The sequence below is a fragment of the Alkaliphilus peptidifermentans DSM 18978 genome (genome assembly GCF_900101495.1).
Classification (GTDB): domain Bacteria; phylum Bacillota; class Clostridia; order Peptostreptococcales; family Natronincolaceae; genus Alkaliphilus_C; species Alkaliphilus_C peptidifermentans.
Window position 1 is genome coordinate 1 of record NZ_FMUS01000022.1, and the last position, 16,971, is coordinate 16,971.

At 34.3% G+C, this 16,971-nt stretch carries 26 protein-coding genes and 1 pseudogene; 9 read left to right on the top strand and 18 right to left on the bottom strand.

Annotated elements, in window-relative coordinates; genetic code table 11:
* Window positions 1–239 (top strand): transposase (locus BLP68_RS14710; protein WP_408606036.1); only part of this gene is annotated, 239 nt, incomplete at its 5' end.
* A 200-nt stretch (window positions 240–439) separates the two neighbouring features.
* On the opposite strand, the gene BLP68_RS14715 is transcribed toward BLP68_RS14710, so the two are convergent.
* The 12 genes from BLP68_RS14715 to spoIIAA form a co-directional block, all read right to left on the bottom strand.
* Window positions 440–1,021 (bottom strand): stage V sporulation protein SpoVABEA, encoded by a 582-nt coding sequence (locus BLP68_RS14715; protein WP_091545312.1) that lies wholly within the window; start codon window positions 1,019–1,021, stop codon window positions 440–442.
* Between the two features lie 13 nt (window positions 1,022–1,034).
* On the bottom strand, window positions 1,035–1,391 hold the full coding sequence (gene spoVAE, locus BLP68_RS14720; RefSeq protein WP_091545314.1) for a stage V sporulation protein AE: 357 nt from the start codon (window positions 1,389–1,391) through the stop codon (window positions 1,035–1,037).
* A gap of 15 nt (window positions 1,392–1,406) precedes the next feature.
* The gene (locus tag BLP68_RS22345; protein WP_330389183.1) at window positions 1,407–1,565 is read right to left on the bottom strand and encodes a hypothetical protein; all 159 of its coding nucleotides are present in this window, start codon (window positions 1,563–1,565) and stop codon (window positions 1,407–1,409) included.
* A gap of 52 nt (window positions 1,566–1,617) precedes the next feature.
* On the bottom strand, window positions 1,618–2,424 hold the full coding sequence (locus BLP68_RS14725) for a stage V sporulation protein AD (RefSeq protein WP_330389184.1): 807 nt from the start codon (window positions 2,422–2,424) through the stop codon (window positions 1,618–1,620).
* Between the two features lie 11 nt (window positions 2,425–2,435).
* A complete protein-coding gene (gene spoVAC, locus BLP68_RS14730) occupies window positions 2,436–2,891 on the bottom strand; it encodes a stage V sporulation protein AC (RefSeq protein WP_091545316.1) in 456 nt (151 codons plus the stop codon).
* A 13-nt stretch (window positions 2,892–2,904) separates the two neighbouring features.
* Window positions 2,905–3,060 carry a hypothetical protein gene (locus BLP68_RS21825; protein ID WP_176759053.1) on the bottom strand — a complete coding sequence of 52 codons (156 nt, stop codon included), beginning with the start codon at window positions 3,058–3,060 and terminating at the stop codon, window positions 2,905–2,907.
* Between the two features lie 16 nt (window positions 3,061–3,076).
* Window positions 3,077–3,487: a stage V sporulation protein AB gene (locus BLP68_RS14735; RefSeq protein ID WP_091545318.1), complete on the bottom strand. Its 411-nt coding sequence runs from the start codon at window positions 3,485–3,487 to the stop codon at window positions 3,077–3,079.
* On the bottom strand, window positions 3,484–4,119 hold the full coding sequence (locus BLP68_RS14740; RefSeq protein WP_091545320.1) for a stage V sporulation protein AA: 636 nt from the start codon (window positions 4,117–4,119) through the stop codon (window positions 3,484–3,486). The genes BLP68_RS14735 and BLP68_RS14740 overlap by 4 nt, the downstream gene beginning before the upstream one ends.
* A 4-nt stretch (window positions 4,120–4,123) precedes the next feature.
* Complete coding sequence (locus BLP68_RS21830) at window positions 4,124–4,279, bottom strand: hypothetical protein (protein WP_176759054.1); 156 nt, start codon at window positions 4,277–4,279, stop codon at window positions 4,124–4,126.
* A 251-nt stretch (window positions 4,280–4,530) separates the two neighbouring features.
* Complete coding sequence (sigF, locus tag BLP68_RS14745; RefSeq protein ID WP_091545322.1) at window positions 4,531–5,301, bottom strand: RNA polymerase sporulation sigma factor SigF; 771 nt, start codon at window positions 5,299–5,301, stop codon at window positions 4,531–4,533.
* 26 nt (window positions 5,302–5,327) lie between these two features.
* Window positions 5,328–5,765: an anti-sigma F factor gene (gene spoIIAB, locus BLP68_RS14750; protein ID WP_091545324.1), complete on the bottom strand. Its 438-nt coding sequence runs from the start codon at window positions 5,763–5,765 to the stop codon at window positions 5,328–5,330.
* Between the two features lie 13 nt (window positions 5,766–5,778).
* Window positions 5,779–6,114, bottom strand: a complete 336-nt coding sequence (spoIIAA, locus tag BLP68_RS14755) for an anti-sigma F factor antagonist (RefSeq protein WP_091545326.1) — start codon at window positions 6,112–6,114, stop codon at window positions 5,779–5,781.
* Between the two features lie 248 nt (window positions 6,115–6,362).
* Between spoIIAA and pflB the strand changes: the two genes are divergently transcribed.
* Window positions 6,363–8,582, top strand: a complete 2,220-nt coding sequence (gene pflB / locus BLP68_RS14760; RefSeq protein ID WP_091545328.1) for a formate C-acetyltransferase — start codon at window positions 6,363–6,365, stop codon at window positions 8,580–8,582.
* Window positions 8,583–8,605: 23 nt separating this feature from the next.
* Entirely contained in the window at window positions 8,606–9,352 is a 747-nt protein-coding gene (gene pflA / locus BLP68_RS14765; protein WP_091545330.1) for a pyruvate formate-lyase-activating protein, read from the top strand.
* Between the two features lie 140 nt (window positions 9,353–9,492).
* Here pflA and BLP68_RS14770 read toward each other — a convergent pair whose 3' ends face one another.
* The gene (locus BLP68_RS14770; protein WP_091545331.1) at window positions 9,493–9,837 is read right to left on the bottom strand and encodes a phage holin family protein; all 345 of its coding nucleotides are present in this window, start codon (window positions 9,835–9,837) and stop codon (window positions 9,493–9,495) included.
* A 155-nt stretch (window positions 9,838–9,992) separates the two neighbouring features.
* Here BLP68_RS14770 and BLP68_RS14775 point away from each other — a divergent pair, with 155 nt between their 5' ends.
* Window positions 9,993–10,502 carry a MogA/MoaB family molybdenum cofactor biosynthesis protein gene (locus tag BLP68_RS14775; protein WP_091545333.1) on the top strand — a complete coding sequence of 170 codons (510 nt, stop codon included), beginning with the start codon at window positions 9,993–9,995 and terminating at the stop codon, window positions 10,500–10,502.
* Between the two features lie 178 nt (window positions 10,503–10,680).
* Here BLP68_RS14775 and BLP68_RS22280 read toward each other — a convergent pair whose 3' ends face one another.
* Entirely contained in the window at window positions 10,681–10,806 is a 126-nt protein-coding gene (locus BLP68_RS22280) for a hypothetical protein (protein WP_278278238.1), read from the bottom strand.
* Between the two features lie 204 nt (window positions 10,807–11,010).
* Between BLP68_RS22280 and spoVAC (BLP68_RS14780) the strand changes: the two genes are divergently transcribed.
* The 4 genes and pseudogenes from spoVAC (BLP68_RS14780) to BLP68_RS14795 all read left to right on the top strand — a co-directional run bounded on the left by spoVAC (BLP68_RS14780) (window position 11,011) and on the right by BLP68_RS14795 (window position 13,091).
* Window positions 11,011–11,490, top strand: coding sequence for a stage V sporulation protein AC (gene spoVAC / locus BLP68_RS14780; protein ID WP_091545335.1), 480 nt, complete (start codon window positions 11,011–11,013; stop codon window positions 11,488–11,490).
* Window positions 11,491–12,491, top strand: a pseudogene (gene spoVAD, locus BLP68_RS14785) (stage V sporulation protein AD).
* 14 nt (window positions 12,492–12,505) lie between these two features.
* On the top strand, window positions 12,506–12,859 hold the full coding sequence (spoVAE, locus tag BLP68_RS14790; protein WP_091545337.1) for a stage V sporulation protein AE: 354 nt from the start codon (window positions 12,506–12,508) through the stop codon (window positions 12,857–12,859).
* Window positions 12,860–12,887: 28 nt separating this feature from the next.
* Window positions 12,888–13,091, top strand: a complete 204-nt coding sequence (locus BLP68_RS14795; protein WP_091545339.1) for a DUF1657 domain-containing protein — start codon at window positions 12,888–12,890, stop codon at window positions 13,089–13,091.
* 118 nt (window positions 13,092–13,209) lie between these two features.
* On the opposite strand, the gene BLP68_RS14800 is transcribed toward BLP68_RS14795, so the two are convergent.
* On the bottom strand, window positions 13,210–14,070 hold the full coding sequence (locus BLP68_RS14800; protein WP_091545340.1) for a DUF421 domain-containing protein: 861 nt from the start codon (window positions 14,068–14,070) through the stop codon (window positions 13,210–13,212).
* 23 nt (window positions 14,071–14,093) lie between these two features.
* A complete protein-coding gene (locus BLP68_RS14805; protein ID WP_091545342.1) occupies window positions 14,094–14,300 on the bottom strand; it encodes a hypothetical protein in 207 nt (68 codons plus the stop codon).
* Window positions 14,301–14,498: 198 nt separating this feature from the next.
* Here BLP68_RS14805 and BLP68_RS21835 point away from each other — a divergent pair, with 198 nt between their 5' ends.
* Window positions 14,499–14,645, top strand: a complete 147-nt coding sequence (locus tag BLP68_RS21835; RefSeq protein ID WP_176759055.1) for a hypothetical protein — start codon at window positions 14,499–14,501, stop codon at window positions 14,643–14,645.
* Window positions 14,646–14,754: 109 nt separating this feature from the next.
* Here the strand turns inward: BLP68_RS21835 and BLP68_RS14810 are convergent, their stop codons facing one another.
* Both BLP68_RS14810 and BLP68_RS14815 read right to left on the bottom strand, forming a co-directional pair.
* Window positions 14,755–15,708 (bottom strand): polysaccharide deacetylase family protein, encoded by a 954-nt coding sequence (locus BLP68_RS14810; RefSeq protein WP_091545344.1) that lies wholly within the window; start codon window positions 15,706–15,708, stop codon window positions 14,755–14,757.
* Between the two features lie 182 nt (window positions 15,709–15,890).
* Window positions 15,891–16,865, bottom strand: a complete 975-nt coding sequence (locus BLP68_RS14815) for an LCP family protein (protein ID WP_176759056.1) — start codon at window positions 16,863–16,865, stop codon at window positions 15,891–15,893.
* Between the last annotated feature and the right edge of the window lie 106 nt (window positions 16,866–16,971).

The following is a 16,971-nucleotide window of genomic DNA, read 5'->3' on the forward strand; positions in this document are numbered from 1 at the left end:
ATATTGATGAAGACTTAGCCGATAAGGCTAGAAGATTTATGAAAACTGAAAAAGGTAAGCGTTACTATAAACGCAGAAAAGAAACCGTGGAAAGAATCTTTGCTGACGCAAAGGAATTGCACGGCCTTAGGTATGCCCACTATCGTGGACTCCATTTAGTTCAGATGCAGTGTTTAATGACTGCTACTGCACAAAATATCAAAAAAATAGCCACTAAGCTATCAAAAGTCCAGGAATAATCTTGGGTTTTTGATAGTTTAGTAGCAGAAACAATTAAAAATTTCATTTAAATCAATTTACAAAGAATTTAACCACCAGATTAGATAAAATCTGGTGGTTTGTAATCAACCTCAGAACTGTAGCTTCGGCTACAGTTCTTTTAATTATCTATATTTTCATATTCAAGATATGTATCTACTTTAAAATTTTATATCAAGAATTAATGTTCTATAGTAATCCCACTTCTTGTGATAATCTCCTCCAAAGCTCTCGTAAAAATTGGTGCCCCTTTTCTACTATCATCTTTCCCATTCATTTTTCCTATATCTCCTATACCTATTATTATTGGTGGTTTGGGGCACTTTTCTATTATATCAACAGTATCACCATACAATACTTTTTGTGATGTAGGTTTTCCATCTTTATCTACAGCATTATCAGTAATTTTTCCATTTTTATCTATTGAGAAATCAACATGTACTCCCTCCACCTCCTGTGTGTTAGAAGCTACTGCAATAATACCCAATACCTCAATATCGGGATGTGTTAATAATTTTTGTAATACCTTTTCACCAATCCCAATATTTTCATTACCCTCATCATCAGTCATTACAACTACAGGGTCATTTTTTGCTTCTTTTACTAATTTAACTATTTCTCCTCCAGATAACGGTGTTGGGTTACCACCTGATTTAGAAATACATCTCCCTCCAATACGCTCTACTGCAATTTCAATTGCTCTCTGAGCACATCGGTCTCCATCAGTTACTATTATTATTTTCCTCTTGTTATTTACTGACATTTTTTCACCTACCTTAGGATTTTGATTTAGGATTAAAGAAGACTGCCATTAAATACCCAAATACTACCGCTGCCGTAATACCTCCTGATGTAGCCTCCACACCTCCAGTAAAAATTCCTAAGAACCCTTTTTCGTCAACTCCCTTAAAGACTCCTTTTGCAAGACTATATCCAAATCCAGGCAGAGGAATTGTAGCACCTGCACCACCAAATCTAACAAGAGGCTCATAAATACCTAATGCTGTTAAAACTACACCAGCAGTTACAAATATAACTAGAACTTGAGCTGGGTTAAGCTTTGTTCCATCCATCAGTAATTGACCCAATACACAAATTAAACCACCAACTATAAAAGCATTTACATATGACATTTTATACCTCCTAGTTTATTTTTTGCTTTCTATTGTTATAGCATGGGCAATTCCAGGAATTGATTCGCCTTGTTGAGCACTTGTAGGTGAAAACAAAGCTCCTGTTGAAACTAGAAGAACTCTATTTAAAATCCCTTCAGACAATTGCTTATTCAAATATCCGCAAAAAACCACTGCTGAGCAACCACAGCCACTACCTCCTGCATGAGTATCTTGCTTTTTCTCATCAAAAATTTTCTATTCCACAGTCGGTGAAATTTTTTACTATTTCAAATCCTTCTTTTTTCATTAATTCGATTGCGATATCTCTTCCATATTTCCCCAAGTCACCTGTAATTATTAAGTCATACTCCTTTGGTTGAAGTCCAGTATCCATTAGATGTGTCGTTATGGTATTTGCAGCAGCCGGTGCCATTGCTGCTCCCATATTGTTGGAATCAACAATTCCAAAATCGATTACCTTTCCGATTGTAGAGTAAGTAATAAATGGACCATTACCATTGGAGGTTAGTATCGCTGCTCCTGATCCTGTAACTGTCCATTGAGCTGTAGGTGCTCTTTGATTTCCTAATTCCAAAGGATATCTAAACTGCCTTTCTGCTGATGAGAAGTGACTGGATGTAGTTGCAACCACCTTATCGGCATATCCACCATCTATTAGTACAGCTGCTAAATTAAGGGATTCTGCCATTGTAGAGCAGGCTCCATATAGTCCATAGAATGGTATTTCTAGATCCCGTGCTGCAAATGAAGTGGACATCAGTTGATTTAATAGGTCTCCACCCAGCATAAATTCTATATCTGGAATTTTCAATTTAGCTTTTCTAATTGCAATTTTAACAGCTTCTTTAACAAGCTTGCTTTCCGCCTTTTCCCAGCTATCTTCACCAAATAAATCATCTTCTAAAACTTCATCATAATATTGGGCTAAAGGTCCTTCCCCCTCCTTAGGTCCAACAATTGAGGCTGTTGTGAGAATTGAAGGAGGGTTTAAAAATTTTATGGTTTGCCTTCCTATCTTTTTTAATGCCACCATTTCACCTCCTATTTAAGCAGATAATAGATTATTCCAACAATAACTGAAGAAGTAATACCATATACTAAAACAGGACCTGCTAGAATAAACATCCTTGCTGCAACACCAAATATAAAGCCTTCTCGTTTATATTCCATGGCTGGAGATACTACAGAATTTGCAAATCCAGTTATGGGCACAATTGAACCAGCACCAGCTTTTTTTCCAATTCGATCATAAACTCCTAAACCTGTTAATGCAGCACCTAGAAAAATCATTACTAAAATTGTGGCATTAGTGGCTTCTAGATGAGTTAAGCCCAGATTATTTTCAATCATATTATGAACAAACTGACCAATAATACAAATGATACCGCCTACAACAAATGCCCAAATACAATTAGTAAAATAATTTGGCTTTGGCGCAGTGTTCTCAACAAGTTTTTGGTAATTTTTTTTTTCATTTGTCTGTAACCTTCTAGTCATAAGAACACCTCAGTCAACGAAGCTCATTTACTGTAGCCTTTTTCTTTAAATTGTCTACAGACATTTCAAAGCTATCTTGTTCAAGCTGATGAATTTTATTCTTCTCTTCGATGTTTTGTAGTGTTAAAGGATCAAATTTTCTATTTGGATAATATGTTTTATTCTTCATCTTTTCACCTCTAATTTTATTTAATTATCAACCAGTCTAATAATGAGCCCAATACCTTACCAATAATTAATGCATATAAAATATATATTACATAACCCTCAAGGCGAAATCGTCTTATTAGAACAGGGATAACATTCATAACCTCTGCTAAAGCTGACGCCAATAAACCTATAAAAGTTCCAATAAAAAAACCAATTACTACAACTATTGGTGCCTTGAGGCTTATGGCAAAATCAGTTAATGAAGTAATGGCTGCAAATACTGCACCCATTACAATAACATTTTCATACCATTGAATATATTTATAGGTATTAGTTAATTGTGCAAGTCGAGGAACAATATCTAATAGAGTAAGCAGCGCAACAATTCCACTACCAACTATTATCCCATTTGACAAACCAGTTATAATCACTAAAACACTTCTCATCTTACATCCTTCTTTTTCATATCAGGATAATGATCATTATTTTTTATGAAGTCGTCCATATTCTGTTGATAAAGGTACATTTCAACCTCCAATGGACTAGGTTCTGTATTAATACGCTTTTTAAAAACATGATTGAAAAAAACAGACATTCCAGCACCAATACCTAGACTATATGGAATTTGCAATAGTAATGGAGATTCATTAGTTTCTCCTGTTATAATCCTATATATTGTTTTATGAGCTTGTTTCATATCTACATCCGAGTGGAAATTAATAATAGCAGTTATTGATCCAACAAATAGTAGTAACGTAACAATGGTTAATCTTAATATTTTATACTTATCTTTACCTTCCTCTGCTGTCTTAAAGGATAGAAGAATTTCTGGATCTCCCAAAACTGTAACTGTAGCTTCTGGGAATCTATTTCTAATAAGCTTTATTATTGATAGTACTGAAATAATATTTGCTTTATCTTTATTTAGAATTTTATCCTCATACTTTAAATTATCCACTTCTTCTTCTATATCTTTTTCTGAGTAGACTTCCACCAGTTCCTTAAGATATACTGGTTTTTTTCTATCAACCATAACCTTACCCTTGGTCTGAATATAGATCTGCTTATTAGTATCCATCATTTCACCCCTTAATTTCATACATTTCCAGTAGAACAAGGTCTGCCTTTTCTGGTGTTCGCTGCATTTTACGGTTACTAAATACATACCAAGTAGACATTAAAATAATGGATACTATTAAAAGTAAAATTATGTTCTTGCCTCTTTTAAAAAAGTTCATTACTATCTCACCTTCCTTGATTTTATTATTAACGTAATTTAAATTTTAATTCTTGTATCATTTTATAAAGTGCAATAAGTAATAGAAAGGCAATGAGGAATTAAGAGTGAAAAGTGAAGAGTGAAGAGATAATGAGAAATGGAAGTGATAATTAAAATCAAATATAATGAACATAAACATAAAAAAGGAATTTGATATCATCAAATTCCCTTCAAAATCACTTATTACTTATTATTCATTGCTAATTGAACCTACGCCATTTTCATTAAATCCTTCATAGATTTAAGTATTTTTTTCTCTATTCTTGAAACCTGTACCTGTGAAATGCCCAATACTTCTGCAATTTCTGTTTGAGTCTTATCCTTAAAATACCTTAATATAATTATTTGCCGTTCTCTAGGCTGTAGCTTAGCAATAACATCCTTTAGAATTATTCTATCAATTACTTCACTATCCTCCAGTGAATCAGTCTCTCCAACTTTGTCCATAAGATGTATCGGCGCCCCATCATCATGATGTATTACATCATGTAAATATTCTGGATGAGTACTGGAGTCCATTGCCATTACAATTTCCTCTTTAGAAATATTTAAGTCATCAGCTATTTCTTGTAAAGTAGCTTCTCGTCCTAATTCCTTAGATAGACGTTCCTTTGAATACTTTACCTTTGCTGCAGTTTGCTTTAATGATCGAGAAACTTTAATAATACCGTCATCACGTAGAAATCGCTTAATTTCGCCAATAATCATGGGCACTGCATATGTTGAAAAACGAACATCAAAGCTTGTATCAAATTTATTTATAGCCTTAATAAGTCCTATGCATCCAAGCTGATAAAGGTCCTCTTTCTCGTATCCACGATTTGCGAATCTTTTTATTACACTTCTTACCAATCCTAAATTATTACCAACTAAAATCTCTTGAGCTTTAACATCACCTTTTTGAGCCAAGCCTATTAATCTCATAGTCTCGTCATGCTGTAGTACTTCTCTTTGATCCCCTGATATCGCCATATGATTCATTTTTATCTACCCCTTATTTCACATCCTTACTTCTCGTTGAGGCTATTGAATTTTTTAACCATCTCTATTCTTGTTCCCTTTCCTGCCTCAGAATATACATTAACATTATCCATAAAAGTTTCCATTACTGTGAATCCCATTCCCGAACGCTCCAGCTCAGGTTTTGATGTGTAAAGGGGTTCCATTGCCTTTTTAACATCTTCAATCCCATTTCCATCATCTTCAATGATTACTTCTAGTTCATTATTTGTAATAGTGCATATTACCCTCACCATTCCCATAGTGTTTTCATAGCCGTGGATTATAGCATTTGTTACTGCCTCTGAAACGGCCGTTTTTATATCAGAAATTTCTTCTATGGTTGGGTCAAGCTGCGATGCAAAGGCGGCTACAACTACTCTTGCAAAGGCCTCATTTTGTGACTTGCTTTCGAATTCTAGTTTCATATAATTTTTATACTCCATTATTAACACTCCTTTACATACAATCAAAGGCTTCTTGTAGATTTTCGTATTTTCCAACGATTCGATATAGTCCTGACAAACTAAAAATTTTATCTATTTTATCAGAAACCTTAATAACTGCTACCTTCCCACCCATTTTTGAAACATTTTTATATCTACCCATGATTACACCAATTCCTGAACTATCCATAAATTCAAGGCCACTTAAATCAAATACAAGATGGCGACTTCTTTTCTTTTCAATAAGATCATCCAGCTCTTGCCGAATTTCTTCAGATACATGATGGTCAAGCTCACCTTCAAGCTTTACAATTAATTTATTATCAAATGCTTCATAATTAAATAGCAACCCATATCCCCTCCTCCTATGTAATATTAGATTTCCAGTATATGTTCTATTTTTTGTTGCCCATCTCCTTCATCAAAAAAACACTTGTTTTGTTTTATTTTAGATTATTTTGACGTATTGTTAATTTTAATTTTTTTTGTATACAATATACTGTATATATGTTATTATATTGTTAAATGATAATTGTTATTATTTATTTAAGTACATATAAATTTTATATGTATGATTCTAGAAAGGAATGATTTTTTATGAAGGTATTTAATAAAGGTAATTGGTCAAAAGAAATCGATGTTCGAGATTTTATTCAACAAAACTATACCCCCTACTATGGTGACTCTTCCTTTCTCAAGGGATCAACTGAGTCAACTAACCTTCTATGGAAAAAGGTTTTAAGCCTTATGGATGAGGAAAGAGATAATAATGGAACTTTAAATATAGATACTGAAACAATTTCAACCATTATATCCCACAAACCAGGGTATATTGAAAAAAGCATAGAAAAGGTAGTTGGTTTACAAACAGATGAAGCCTTAAAGAGATCCATAATACCCTTTGGTGGCATTAGAATGGTGGAAAATGCATGTGAAGCCTATGGTTATAAATTGAATCCTCAAATTAAGGAAATATTTAATAAATACCGTAAAACCCATAATGATGGTGTTTTTGATGCATATACACCTGAAATGATTGCAGCTAGAAAGGCTGGAATTATTACTGGACTTCCCGACGCCTATGGAAGAGGTAGAATTATTGGAGATTACCGCCGGGTTGCCTTATATGGTGTTGATCGCTTAATTGAGGATAAAAATAATCAATTATCTACACTTGAAGTAGACCAAGTGCTGGAGGATACAATCAGACTTAGAGAAGAAATATCTGAACAAATCAAAGCATTGATAGAATTAAAGGAAATGGCCTTAAGCTATGGCTACAATATATCCCAGCCAGCCAATAGTGCTTTTGAAGCAATTCAATGGTTATACTTTGCCTACTTAGCTGCAGTAAAGGAGCAAAATGGTGCAGCCATGAGTTTAGGCAGAGTTTCAGACTTTTTAGATATATATATTGAAAAGGATATAGAATTGGGTATCATTACAGAAGAAGAAGCACAAGAATTAATTGATCACTTTGTGATGAAGCTGCGGATGGTTAGGTTTTTAAGGACTCGAGACTATAATGATCTTTTCAGTGGAGACCCAACCTGGATTACTGAATGTCTGGGAGGGATAGGAATTGATGGCAGGCCATTGGTTACAAAAACCTCCTATCGTGTATTAAATACTCTATACAACTTAGGAGCTGCACCAGAACCGAATCTAACAGTTCTGTGGTCAACTAAACTACCTGAAGGCTTCAAAGCATTTTGTTCTAAAGTATCAATTGATACCAGCTCAATTCAATATGAAAATGATGATCTAATGCGCCAATATTGGGGAGATGATTATGGCATAGCTTGCTGTGTTTCTGCCATGAGAATAGGAAAGCAAATGCAGTATTTTGGTGCCCGTTGTAATTTAGCTAAGGCACTATTATATGCTATTAATGGTGGTAAAGATGAACTAACTGGTAATCAAGTAGGTCCTAAATTTGAACCAATTACTTCAGAATACCTTAACTATAATGAGGTAATGGATAAATTTAATACCTTCATTAATTGGATAGCTAAACTATATATTAATACCCTTAATGTAATTCACTATATGCACGATAAGTATTCCTATGAGAGATTACAGATGGCCCTTCACGATAGAGATGTTGTAAGGACAATGGCTTGTGGGATAGCTGGGCTATCAGTTTGTGCCGATTCTTTAAGCGCAATAAAGCACGCCAGGGTAAAGGTAATAAGAAATGAAGGCGGCCTTGCTGTAGATTTCGCTATAGAGGGTGATTATCCCAAATATGGCAACAATGATGATTTGGCTGATGATATTGCAGTTAATCTAGTAAAAAGCTTTATGGATAGTATTAATAAAAATAAAACATATCGTAATGCAATACCAACACAATCGGTTTTAACTATAACCTCCAATGTTGTTTACGGTAAAAAAACAGGTAGTACTCCTGATGGTCGTAAGGCTGGTGAACCCTTTGCTCCTGGTGCTAATCCTATGCATGGTAGAGACCATAAAGGTGCCCTAGCTTCTCTATCTTCTGTGGCAAAACTACCATATGAGTTTTCGCAAGACGGTATTTCCTATACCTTTTCTATTGTTCCTAAAGCATTAGGTAAAACTCTTGAGGAAAGAATTAACATACTTTCTTCACTATTGTATGGTTATTTTTCTCAGGGAGGACATCACATTAACATTAATGTTTTCGAGAAAGAGACTTTACTGGATGCAATGAACCAACCAGAAAAGTATCCTCAGTTGACCATCCGTGTATCTGGTTATGCTGTAAACTTTATTAAACTAACCAAGGAGCAACAAATAGATGTAATTAACCGAACCTTCCATGGTGAAGTTTAATTGTAGAAAGGATTGATTTAAACATGAGTATAAAGGGAATGATCCACTCCATTGAAACCTTCGGAACGGTTGACGGCCCTGGAATCAGATATGTTATCTTTATGCAGGGCTGTCCCCTACGTTGCCAATATTGCCACAATCGTGATACATGGAATATTACTGATGGAAAAGAAATGACTCTTAATGAAATCATAGAGGATATAAAGAAATATATCCCCTTTATGAAATCCTCCAATGGTGGTGTCACCATAAGTGGTGGTGAGCCTACCTTGCAGTTGCCTTTTATAACTGAGCTACTAAAGGAATTAAAAAGCCTTGGTATTCATACATGCCTTGATACATCCGGCTATGTGAATTCAGTAAATATAAATGAACTTCTTGAATTTGTAGATTTAGTTTTGCTTGACCTTAAGGAAATTAACCCCACTAAGCATATTTCCATTACTGGTGTTTCCAACGAAAGAATACTTAAGTTTGCCAGGTATCTTTCAGAAATAGGAAAGCCTATGTGGATACGTCATGTAGTTATTCCGGGATTAACTGATGATTTAATTGACGTAATTGAATTGTCAAAGTTTATTCAAGAGCTGGACACTGTAGAAAAAGTAGAGCTTCTACCCTATCATTCCATGGGTAAAGTAAAATGGAAAAAATTAATGCTTATTTATCCATTAGAAAACATTCGAGATGCTGTTGATTCCGATATAAAAAGAGTTTCAGATATAATGCATCAATATGGAATTAAAATAAATGGAAGTGTGGTTGCCTAACCACACTTCCATTTATTTACTCATAAACTCTTTATTTTTGATTTAGCTTTTTGATTAAGCATTCAACCTTCAACATTTTAGTATTATGTTCTCAACTCTCAACTCTTAATTCTTAATTCTTAATTCTTAATTCTTAACTCTTATTTCTTAACCCCTAATACTCCACTTAGTAGCATATTTACAATACTAATTAAGATGGAGCCAATAATTGCATCAACTAATCCTACTACGTAAAAACCATTGACTATAGAAGCTGTTCCATATAGAACTATGCCATTTAATAAAAATGTAAATAAACCTAATGTCATAATATTTATGGGTAAAGTTAAAAATATAATTAATGGTTTTATGAAGGTATTTACAAGGCCAAGTATTACTGCAGCCATTAATGTTGCTTCAACAGTGGTTACTGTTATACCTGCCATTAAATAGGCTATAATATAAATTGATACAGCACTTACTAATAAACGAGCTAAAAATTTCAAAAACGTCTCCCCCTTCTTATTAATGTCATCATTCATATAATATTCATACCCATATTTCTATGCTATACTAGTATTATATTCCCATAAAGCATTTTTTTCCAGTAAAATTGTATCTAAAGAAAAAAAATTTATTTAAACTTATTAGGAGGGTTATTATGTTTACAATTGGTATCATAACCGCCAGTGATAAAGGCTCAAAGGGTGAAAGAATCGATACTAGTGGACCATTAATAGGTGAACTATTGAAGGAAATAGGTGGTGTAGTCAAGGAGTATGCCATAGTGCCGGATGAAAGAGATAAGCTATCTGAGAAAATGATATATATGAGTGATGTTTTACAACTGGATTTAATTCTTACTACAGGAGGCACAGGATTTTCTCCAAGGGATATTACTCCTGAAGCAACCTTAGATGTAATTGATCGTAATGTGCCGGGTATACCAGAGGCAATTCGGATGAAGAGTCTCTCTATTACACCTAAGGCAATGCTTTCAAGAGCAGTTGCTGGCATCAGGAGGAAAACCTTAATAATTAATTTACCTGGAAGTCCAAAGGGTGTACGTGAAAGTTTAGAGGTAGTATTACCTGCCCTTTCCCACGGGATTGGTATACTAAAGGGGCATGAAGGAGAATGTGGTAATCATAAAGAGCATAAGCATATATAAATGAGTAATGAATAATGAGTAATTAGTAATTTTGGTAGGAATTTGATAAAATCAAATTCCTTTTAGTTTTTTTGAGGAATTTCTGGTTTTCAATCTCAATTATTCCTGGTTTTTCACTCTTCACTTTTAATTCTTCACTCTTAACTTATTAGAATTGCCCCCGTTAACTTAATTTTAGCTATATCCCTTTATTTTGGTCAATCCTCCTATTAGATGTTGTGGCTCCTTTGGTGTCGATTTGATTCATGGTTTTCCCTACTTTTCCAGATCTGTTTTCCTCTTGTTTTTTTCTTTTGTGTTTCATATATCCTCACCTCATTAATATTATGTTGCATTGTTTTTTTTATATGTAACTATATTAAAGCACATTTGCAAATCTCAGAATACAAAAATTGTAAAAGGTAATAATATTATTGTAGTAAGTAGAATTTACACTTCTACATTGAAGCTCCTAAAAATCAGTATGCTCTTTTTTTGGGCTTTTAAAATTTCTTTCAGAGGTGAAACTATGTCCAGTCAAAAGAAAAAGAAGCTCACCCCAACTCAACAGAAATATCAAGCCTTTGCAAAAGCTAGAGAACCCAAAAGGCCTGCTGTAACCAATACCATAAAGGCTTTTTTTGTTGGAGGTACAATTTGTACAATCGGTCAAGGCCTTCAATGGTTTTTTATGAAATATTTCCACTTTACTGATGTTACTGCTGGTAATCCAACAGTTGCAGTACTTATTATTGTCTCTGTACTGTTAACTGGTTTAGGTGTTTATGATCACATTGCTCAATGGGCTGGGGCTGGTACAGCCGTTCCTGTAACAGGCTTTGCCAACACAGTAGCTTCAGCTGCCATCGAACATAGAAGTGAAGGATATGTGCTAGGTGTTGGTGGAAATATGTTCAAGTTAGCTGGACCAGTTATAGCTTATGGCGTTTTTTCAGCTTTTCTGGTTGCACTAATTAAAATATTTATTCAAAAGATAGGTGGAATTTAGATGCTGAAGGGTCATCAATCATGGGTGTTTCAATCTAAGCCAGTTTTAATTTCCTCTTCAGCAGTAGGAGGGCCCTTCGAAGCTCAGGGACCTTTAGCTGAAGATTTTGATATTCTCCATGGAGATGTTTGGATTGGTCAAGATAGCTTTGAAAAGGCTGAAAAAAGACTTTTAGAAGATGCTTGTGAAGTTGCAATAAGAAAAATCAATATGAAAAAAGAGGATATACAATTTTTTCTTAGTGGAGATTTAATGAATCAAATTATATCCAGCAGTTTTGCAGCAAGAACAATTGGAGTACCATTCCTTGGTCTATTTGGAGCTTGTTCTAGCGCAATGGAGGGTTTAGCCATCGCGTCAATGATGGTAGATAGTCAAAATGCTGAATATGCTTTAGCTGCTGCCAGTAGTCACAATCTGGCTGCAGAAAAACAATTTAGATATCCAACTGAATATGGAGCTCAAAAACCTCCCACAGCCCAATGGACTGTTACTGGTGCTGGTGCTGGAATTGTAGCAAAAAAGGAGATGGGCCATTTATAACTTCTGCTACTATTGGTAGAGTTGTTGATATGGGGATATCAGATCCCTTCAACATGGGTGCAGCTATGGCTCCAGCAGCAGTGTCAACTATTGAAGCTCACTTTAAGGACTTAGAAATAGAGCCAGATTATTATGATTTAATTGCAACTGGAGATCTTGGTAAGGTTGGTCATCGAATAGCCACTGATCTTTTAACTGAGCATGGATTAATAATTTCACCAGAAAAGTTCACAGATTGCGGTTTATTAATTTATGGTGATAGTAAGCAGGTTTTTGCTGGTGGAAGTGGATGCGCTTGTTCTGCTACTGTTACCTATGGGCACCTACTTAATCGTATGAAAAAAGGTGAATTCAAAAGAATGTTAATTATAGCTACTGGTGCTTTATTATCTCCTATGTCATACCAGCAAAAAGAGAGCATCCCATGTATAGCTCATGCCGTATCATTTGAAATGTAAGGAGGTTAGTAAATTTGGAAAAATTTATTTGGGCCTTTATTATTGGGGGAGGAATTTGTGCTATAGGTCAGATTATGATGGATGTATTCAAATTAACTCCCGCCCATACGATGAGCACTCTTGTGGTAACAGGTGCAGTATTAGGTGGTTTAGGATTGTATGAGCCTTTAATAAAGCTTGCAGGAGCAGGTGCTACAGTTCCAATAAGTAGCTTTGGTAATGCTCTAGTAAAGGGTGCCCTATCAGAAGCTGAAAGAAATGGACTTATTGGCGTCCTAACAGGCATATTTGAAGTTACTAGTGCTGGTGTATCATCGGCAATAGTTTTTGGATTCATGGCAGCTTTAATATTTAAACCAAAGGGATAAAATATTGAATGAAAGGAGGTGAATTTACTTGACAGTTGGTACTCAAATGCAGCAGGTAATAGCAACAATACAAAGTGCTTCAGCTTCCTTAAAAACCTTCGCTTTAGAAACACAAGATGAAAATGCTAAAACACAATTTCAACAAATTGCGCAATCACTTGATAACTCATTACAAACCTTAAAGCAAAGGCAAGATTATATTAACCAGCAGGAGCCACAATTTAAGCAATAAATAATAAAGCGAAGGATTATATCTTTCGCTTTTAATTATTGTATTAAAATAGATTAACTTTATGGTTATATATATCTAATTATAAACAAGTATGTGTTACTACAGAAGCTCAAGAAAATTAAGTTTTTAGATGCGGCTCTAATTTATCTGTTACCTCTTTAATTTCTTTAGCCATATGCTTGTATTTTTTTTGCCATTCCTTATTTTCTGTCTCAAGTGAAAAGGATATAAAGTCAGCTTCTACTTTATTTAATGTAGCTATCAATAGCTCTTTAGTAGTTGGCATCGGCAATTGAATTGCATCGTCAAACAGATCAACATATAGCTCTCCCATTGAGTCTACCTGGGCTAGAAAAATATTATCAGTAGCTATTCCCATTTTTTCAATCTCTGTTTGAAGCCATCTACGGTTTAGTCCTAGGGTATTTAAAGGTTCGTCTAATATATTACCATCTAGTACAACAATTTGCGGCTCACTAATGGTACTAACCTGTATCCTCATATCCTTTGGAGTTAGTGGTTGTTTCTCATGCTTTGGAAGCACTGAAATATCCCCATTAGCTTCCATTACAGCAAATTCAACATCTGCCAGTTGGAATATGCTCTTTCGTCTCAGTTGAGATAAAAGCTCTTCACCGGTTATACCAGTTGAATGAAGATTTTCTTCCAATACTTTTCCTTCCTTAATTATAACAATTTCCTTTCCATAAAAATGATCGTGGGCCCATTTGGACTTCTGAATTAGAAATCTAACCACACCTAAGGCCAAAAACCAAATTAATAAACCCGACACACCCATCGCAAGATTACCAACAATGTTAAATGCAATTAATGAAATCATTGTGGCTATAACAAAGCCTGAAATTAGGTCAAAAAAAGTCATGCCCGATACAGGCTTTCTCCCCAATATTGGAAGTACCAGTACTAAAAGAAGAAATAGTCCTAAAACTCTTAGTGTCAATTGAATCCACGGTTCCATACATTTTCTCCTTCCAACTATTATTATAATCCTTTAAACTGATGCTCTTCATATTCTATTTCCCTAATCCTAATAGATAGAGTATCTAATACAGCATTAATACCAGCATTACATTCCTCCATAAGCTTTCTTGTATCTGAATTTGGATGGTGCAATTGATATGTACGTATTGTTGCTTCTACACCCATAAGAGCAGCTTGGGTCTGTTTAACTTGCGTAGCTACCGTCATTTTTTTACCTCCTTCCAGTATTCAAATATATTATGTTCAGTTTTCTATATTTCTATCTATTTTTAGCACTTTAATACTAAAGAATATTGAGGACAGTCAATGATATTAGAAATGTACATTTTAGAGTTGTTTATAAAAAGGTCATGTTTTTATTTAAAGAATATGATAAAATTATAAAGAAAATAAAGGGGGATTCAAATGACTAAATGCAATGTGAATAGTTGTCCATGCCCTAAAACGAAATGCGAAAGACACGGTAAGTGCTGTGAGTGTATTAAGCATCATAGAGACATTAAAACACTTGTTTATTGCATGAGACAAATAGCCAATTCAAAAAAACCTTAAGGTATTATAGCCCTAAGGTTTTATTATTGATTTTGGAAATTGCATAATTCAAATTATTATTCTTTGCACATTCAATATTCAACATTTAACATTTGTTTTAAACTATTATCTATCTTATAATTGGTTTATTTGAAAGCTTTAACGTTACCATTTGATCAAGCTCTTCTTCAGTAATATCTTTAAAGGTTCTAAACATATAACCATTATCCCTATAATATTCTATGACTTCAGGTAAAATTCTGGCCATTTCCCTATTTTTATCTACATCGTGAAACAAAATCACAATAAAATCCTTGCCTTTCGATGTATTTATAATATTGTGTAACATTTTATCTCCATCATTGTAGTCTGGACCTGCATCACCGGAGGAAACATTCCAGTCTATATAATAGTAGTCTTTTTCCTTTATATCTTCAGTTAACAATGGCATAAACTGCGGCCCCCCAAAATCAAAGGAGCTATGGTTTGATGAACCTCCAGGGAAGCGGAAGATTGGTGGTGATTCGTACCCCATAACATCTTCTATCGCCCTCTCTGCAGCATAAAAATCGTCATAAAATGTTTCAAAGGTACTATAAATTGCATAATTATGACTATATGAATGGGGCAATATCATATTCCCTTCTTCATAGGCACGTATTGCAATATCTTGATTTGCCACTAATAGCCTGCCGATTGTAAAGAAAGTAGCTTGTACATCATTTTCTTTTAGTATATCCAGTATTTTAGGTGTTAGTTTAGTTGGTCCATCGTCAAAGGTCAAAAAGACTTTTTTACTACCATCAGGGATAATTACTTTCTTCTCTTCTTTCTTTGAGTCATTATCAATAATTATCTCCTCTTCATTATCATCTATTTCTACAATTTCTTCTTCTATAATTTCATCAACTTCGTCTATATCTTCATTTTCGTCAATGTCTAGGTCATCAGTTAATACTGGATTTTGAATTACATCTGTATTCCTATTCCAAAATCCTTGGGCCATTCCCCTAATAGAAAATATACTAACCATAAATATAATACAAATAAAACTGATACCTACTATTTTTAATGTCCTTTTCATCAATGGTCACCTCAGTTAGTTTTCTAATATAGATTATATAATTATTATATAGGAATTTTTTAAAGATAAGGTAAAGATTTTTAAATATATTGTTAAGATTTAATAATAATTTAAGTCATTAGTTGAATATATCAGCACAAAGAAAAAAGATGAAGGTATCAATCTGTTTGGCGACTCATAATTTAAGAGTCGCCATCTTCACCTTCATCTTCTGTACTTAAAAAATCGCTAATCATTGATTTAATTCTCTCTAGTTCATCCTGAGGGATTTTTTCATACCAAGCCCCATTATTATAATAGCCTTCACCTTGAATTGATGTGGTTTCTAAATTACTAGAATCAAATGAAGAGAATATTCTAACTAGAGTTTCTATCTCTTTTGGTGTAAGTGATGTTTTTACATTGTCGCTTAGTATATCCATCATACCATTAAACTTTGTTAAGGATCTGAATGGAGTTATTTTTCCTGCAAGTGAGCTTAGAGCTTCTTGTTGTCTTTTCATACGATCGTAGTCACTGGAATGCCTTCCATCATTACTCTGACGAAAACGCACAAAATCCAATGCATTTTTACCATCAAGAACTTGTCTTCCTGGTGATAATCTTATATTTGTACCATCAGTGGGATCATTATACTCCATTCTTCTAGTAACTTCAACTTCAACACCACCCATTAAGTCCACTAACTCAATGAATCCTTCAAAGTCAATTGATATAAATCCGTAGAGCTCTGTATCAAGCCAATTTTCTATTGTCTCCACCATTAGCGCCGAACCACCCTTTGGATAGGCAGCGTTTATTTTGTTCATTCCATGTCCAGGTATATCTACATAGGAGTCTCTTGGCATTGAGATAAGTGCAACCTTCTTTTGTTGCGTATCAATTAGTGCTATCATCATAGTATCAGATCGCCCTCTATCATAGAGCTTCTTTCTTGCACTTACTCCATATAAGAGCACTGCAAAGGGCTTTGATTCAATTGATTCAATTTGTTCATTCCCTTCGTTGCCATTGTTGGAATTTCCTGCTCCCTCTTCAGCGATTGAAATTGCCCTTAAGGTAGCCTTGTACTTTTGAAATAGGGTAACCCCATATAGCACCGATGTAAAAAGGAATAAACAAATGAAAATAATGAGGTATTGTTGCCACTTCCTCATCATAAATACCTCCCTCATTTTATTGCCACAATTTTGTCTACCTTTATATAATAATTAATGTACAGGCTCTTGTCAAACAAGTTACTAGATAATTACAAGTTAATGT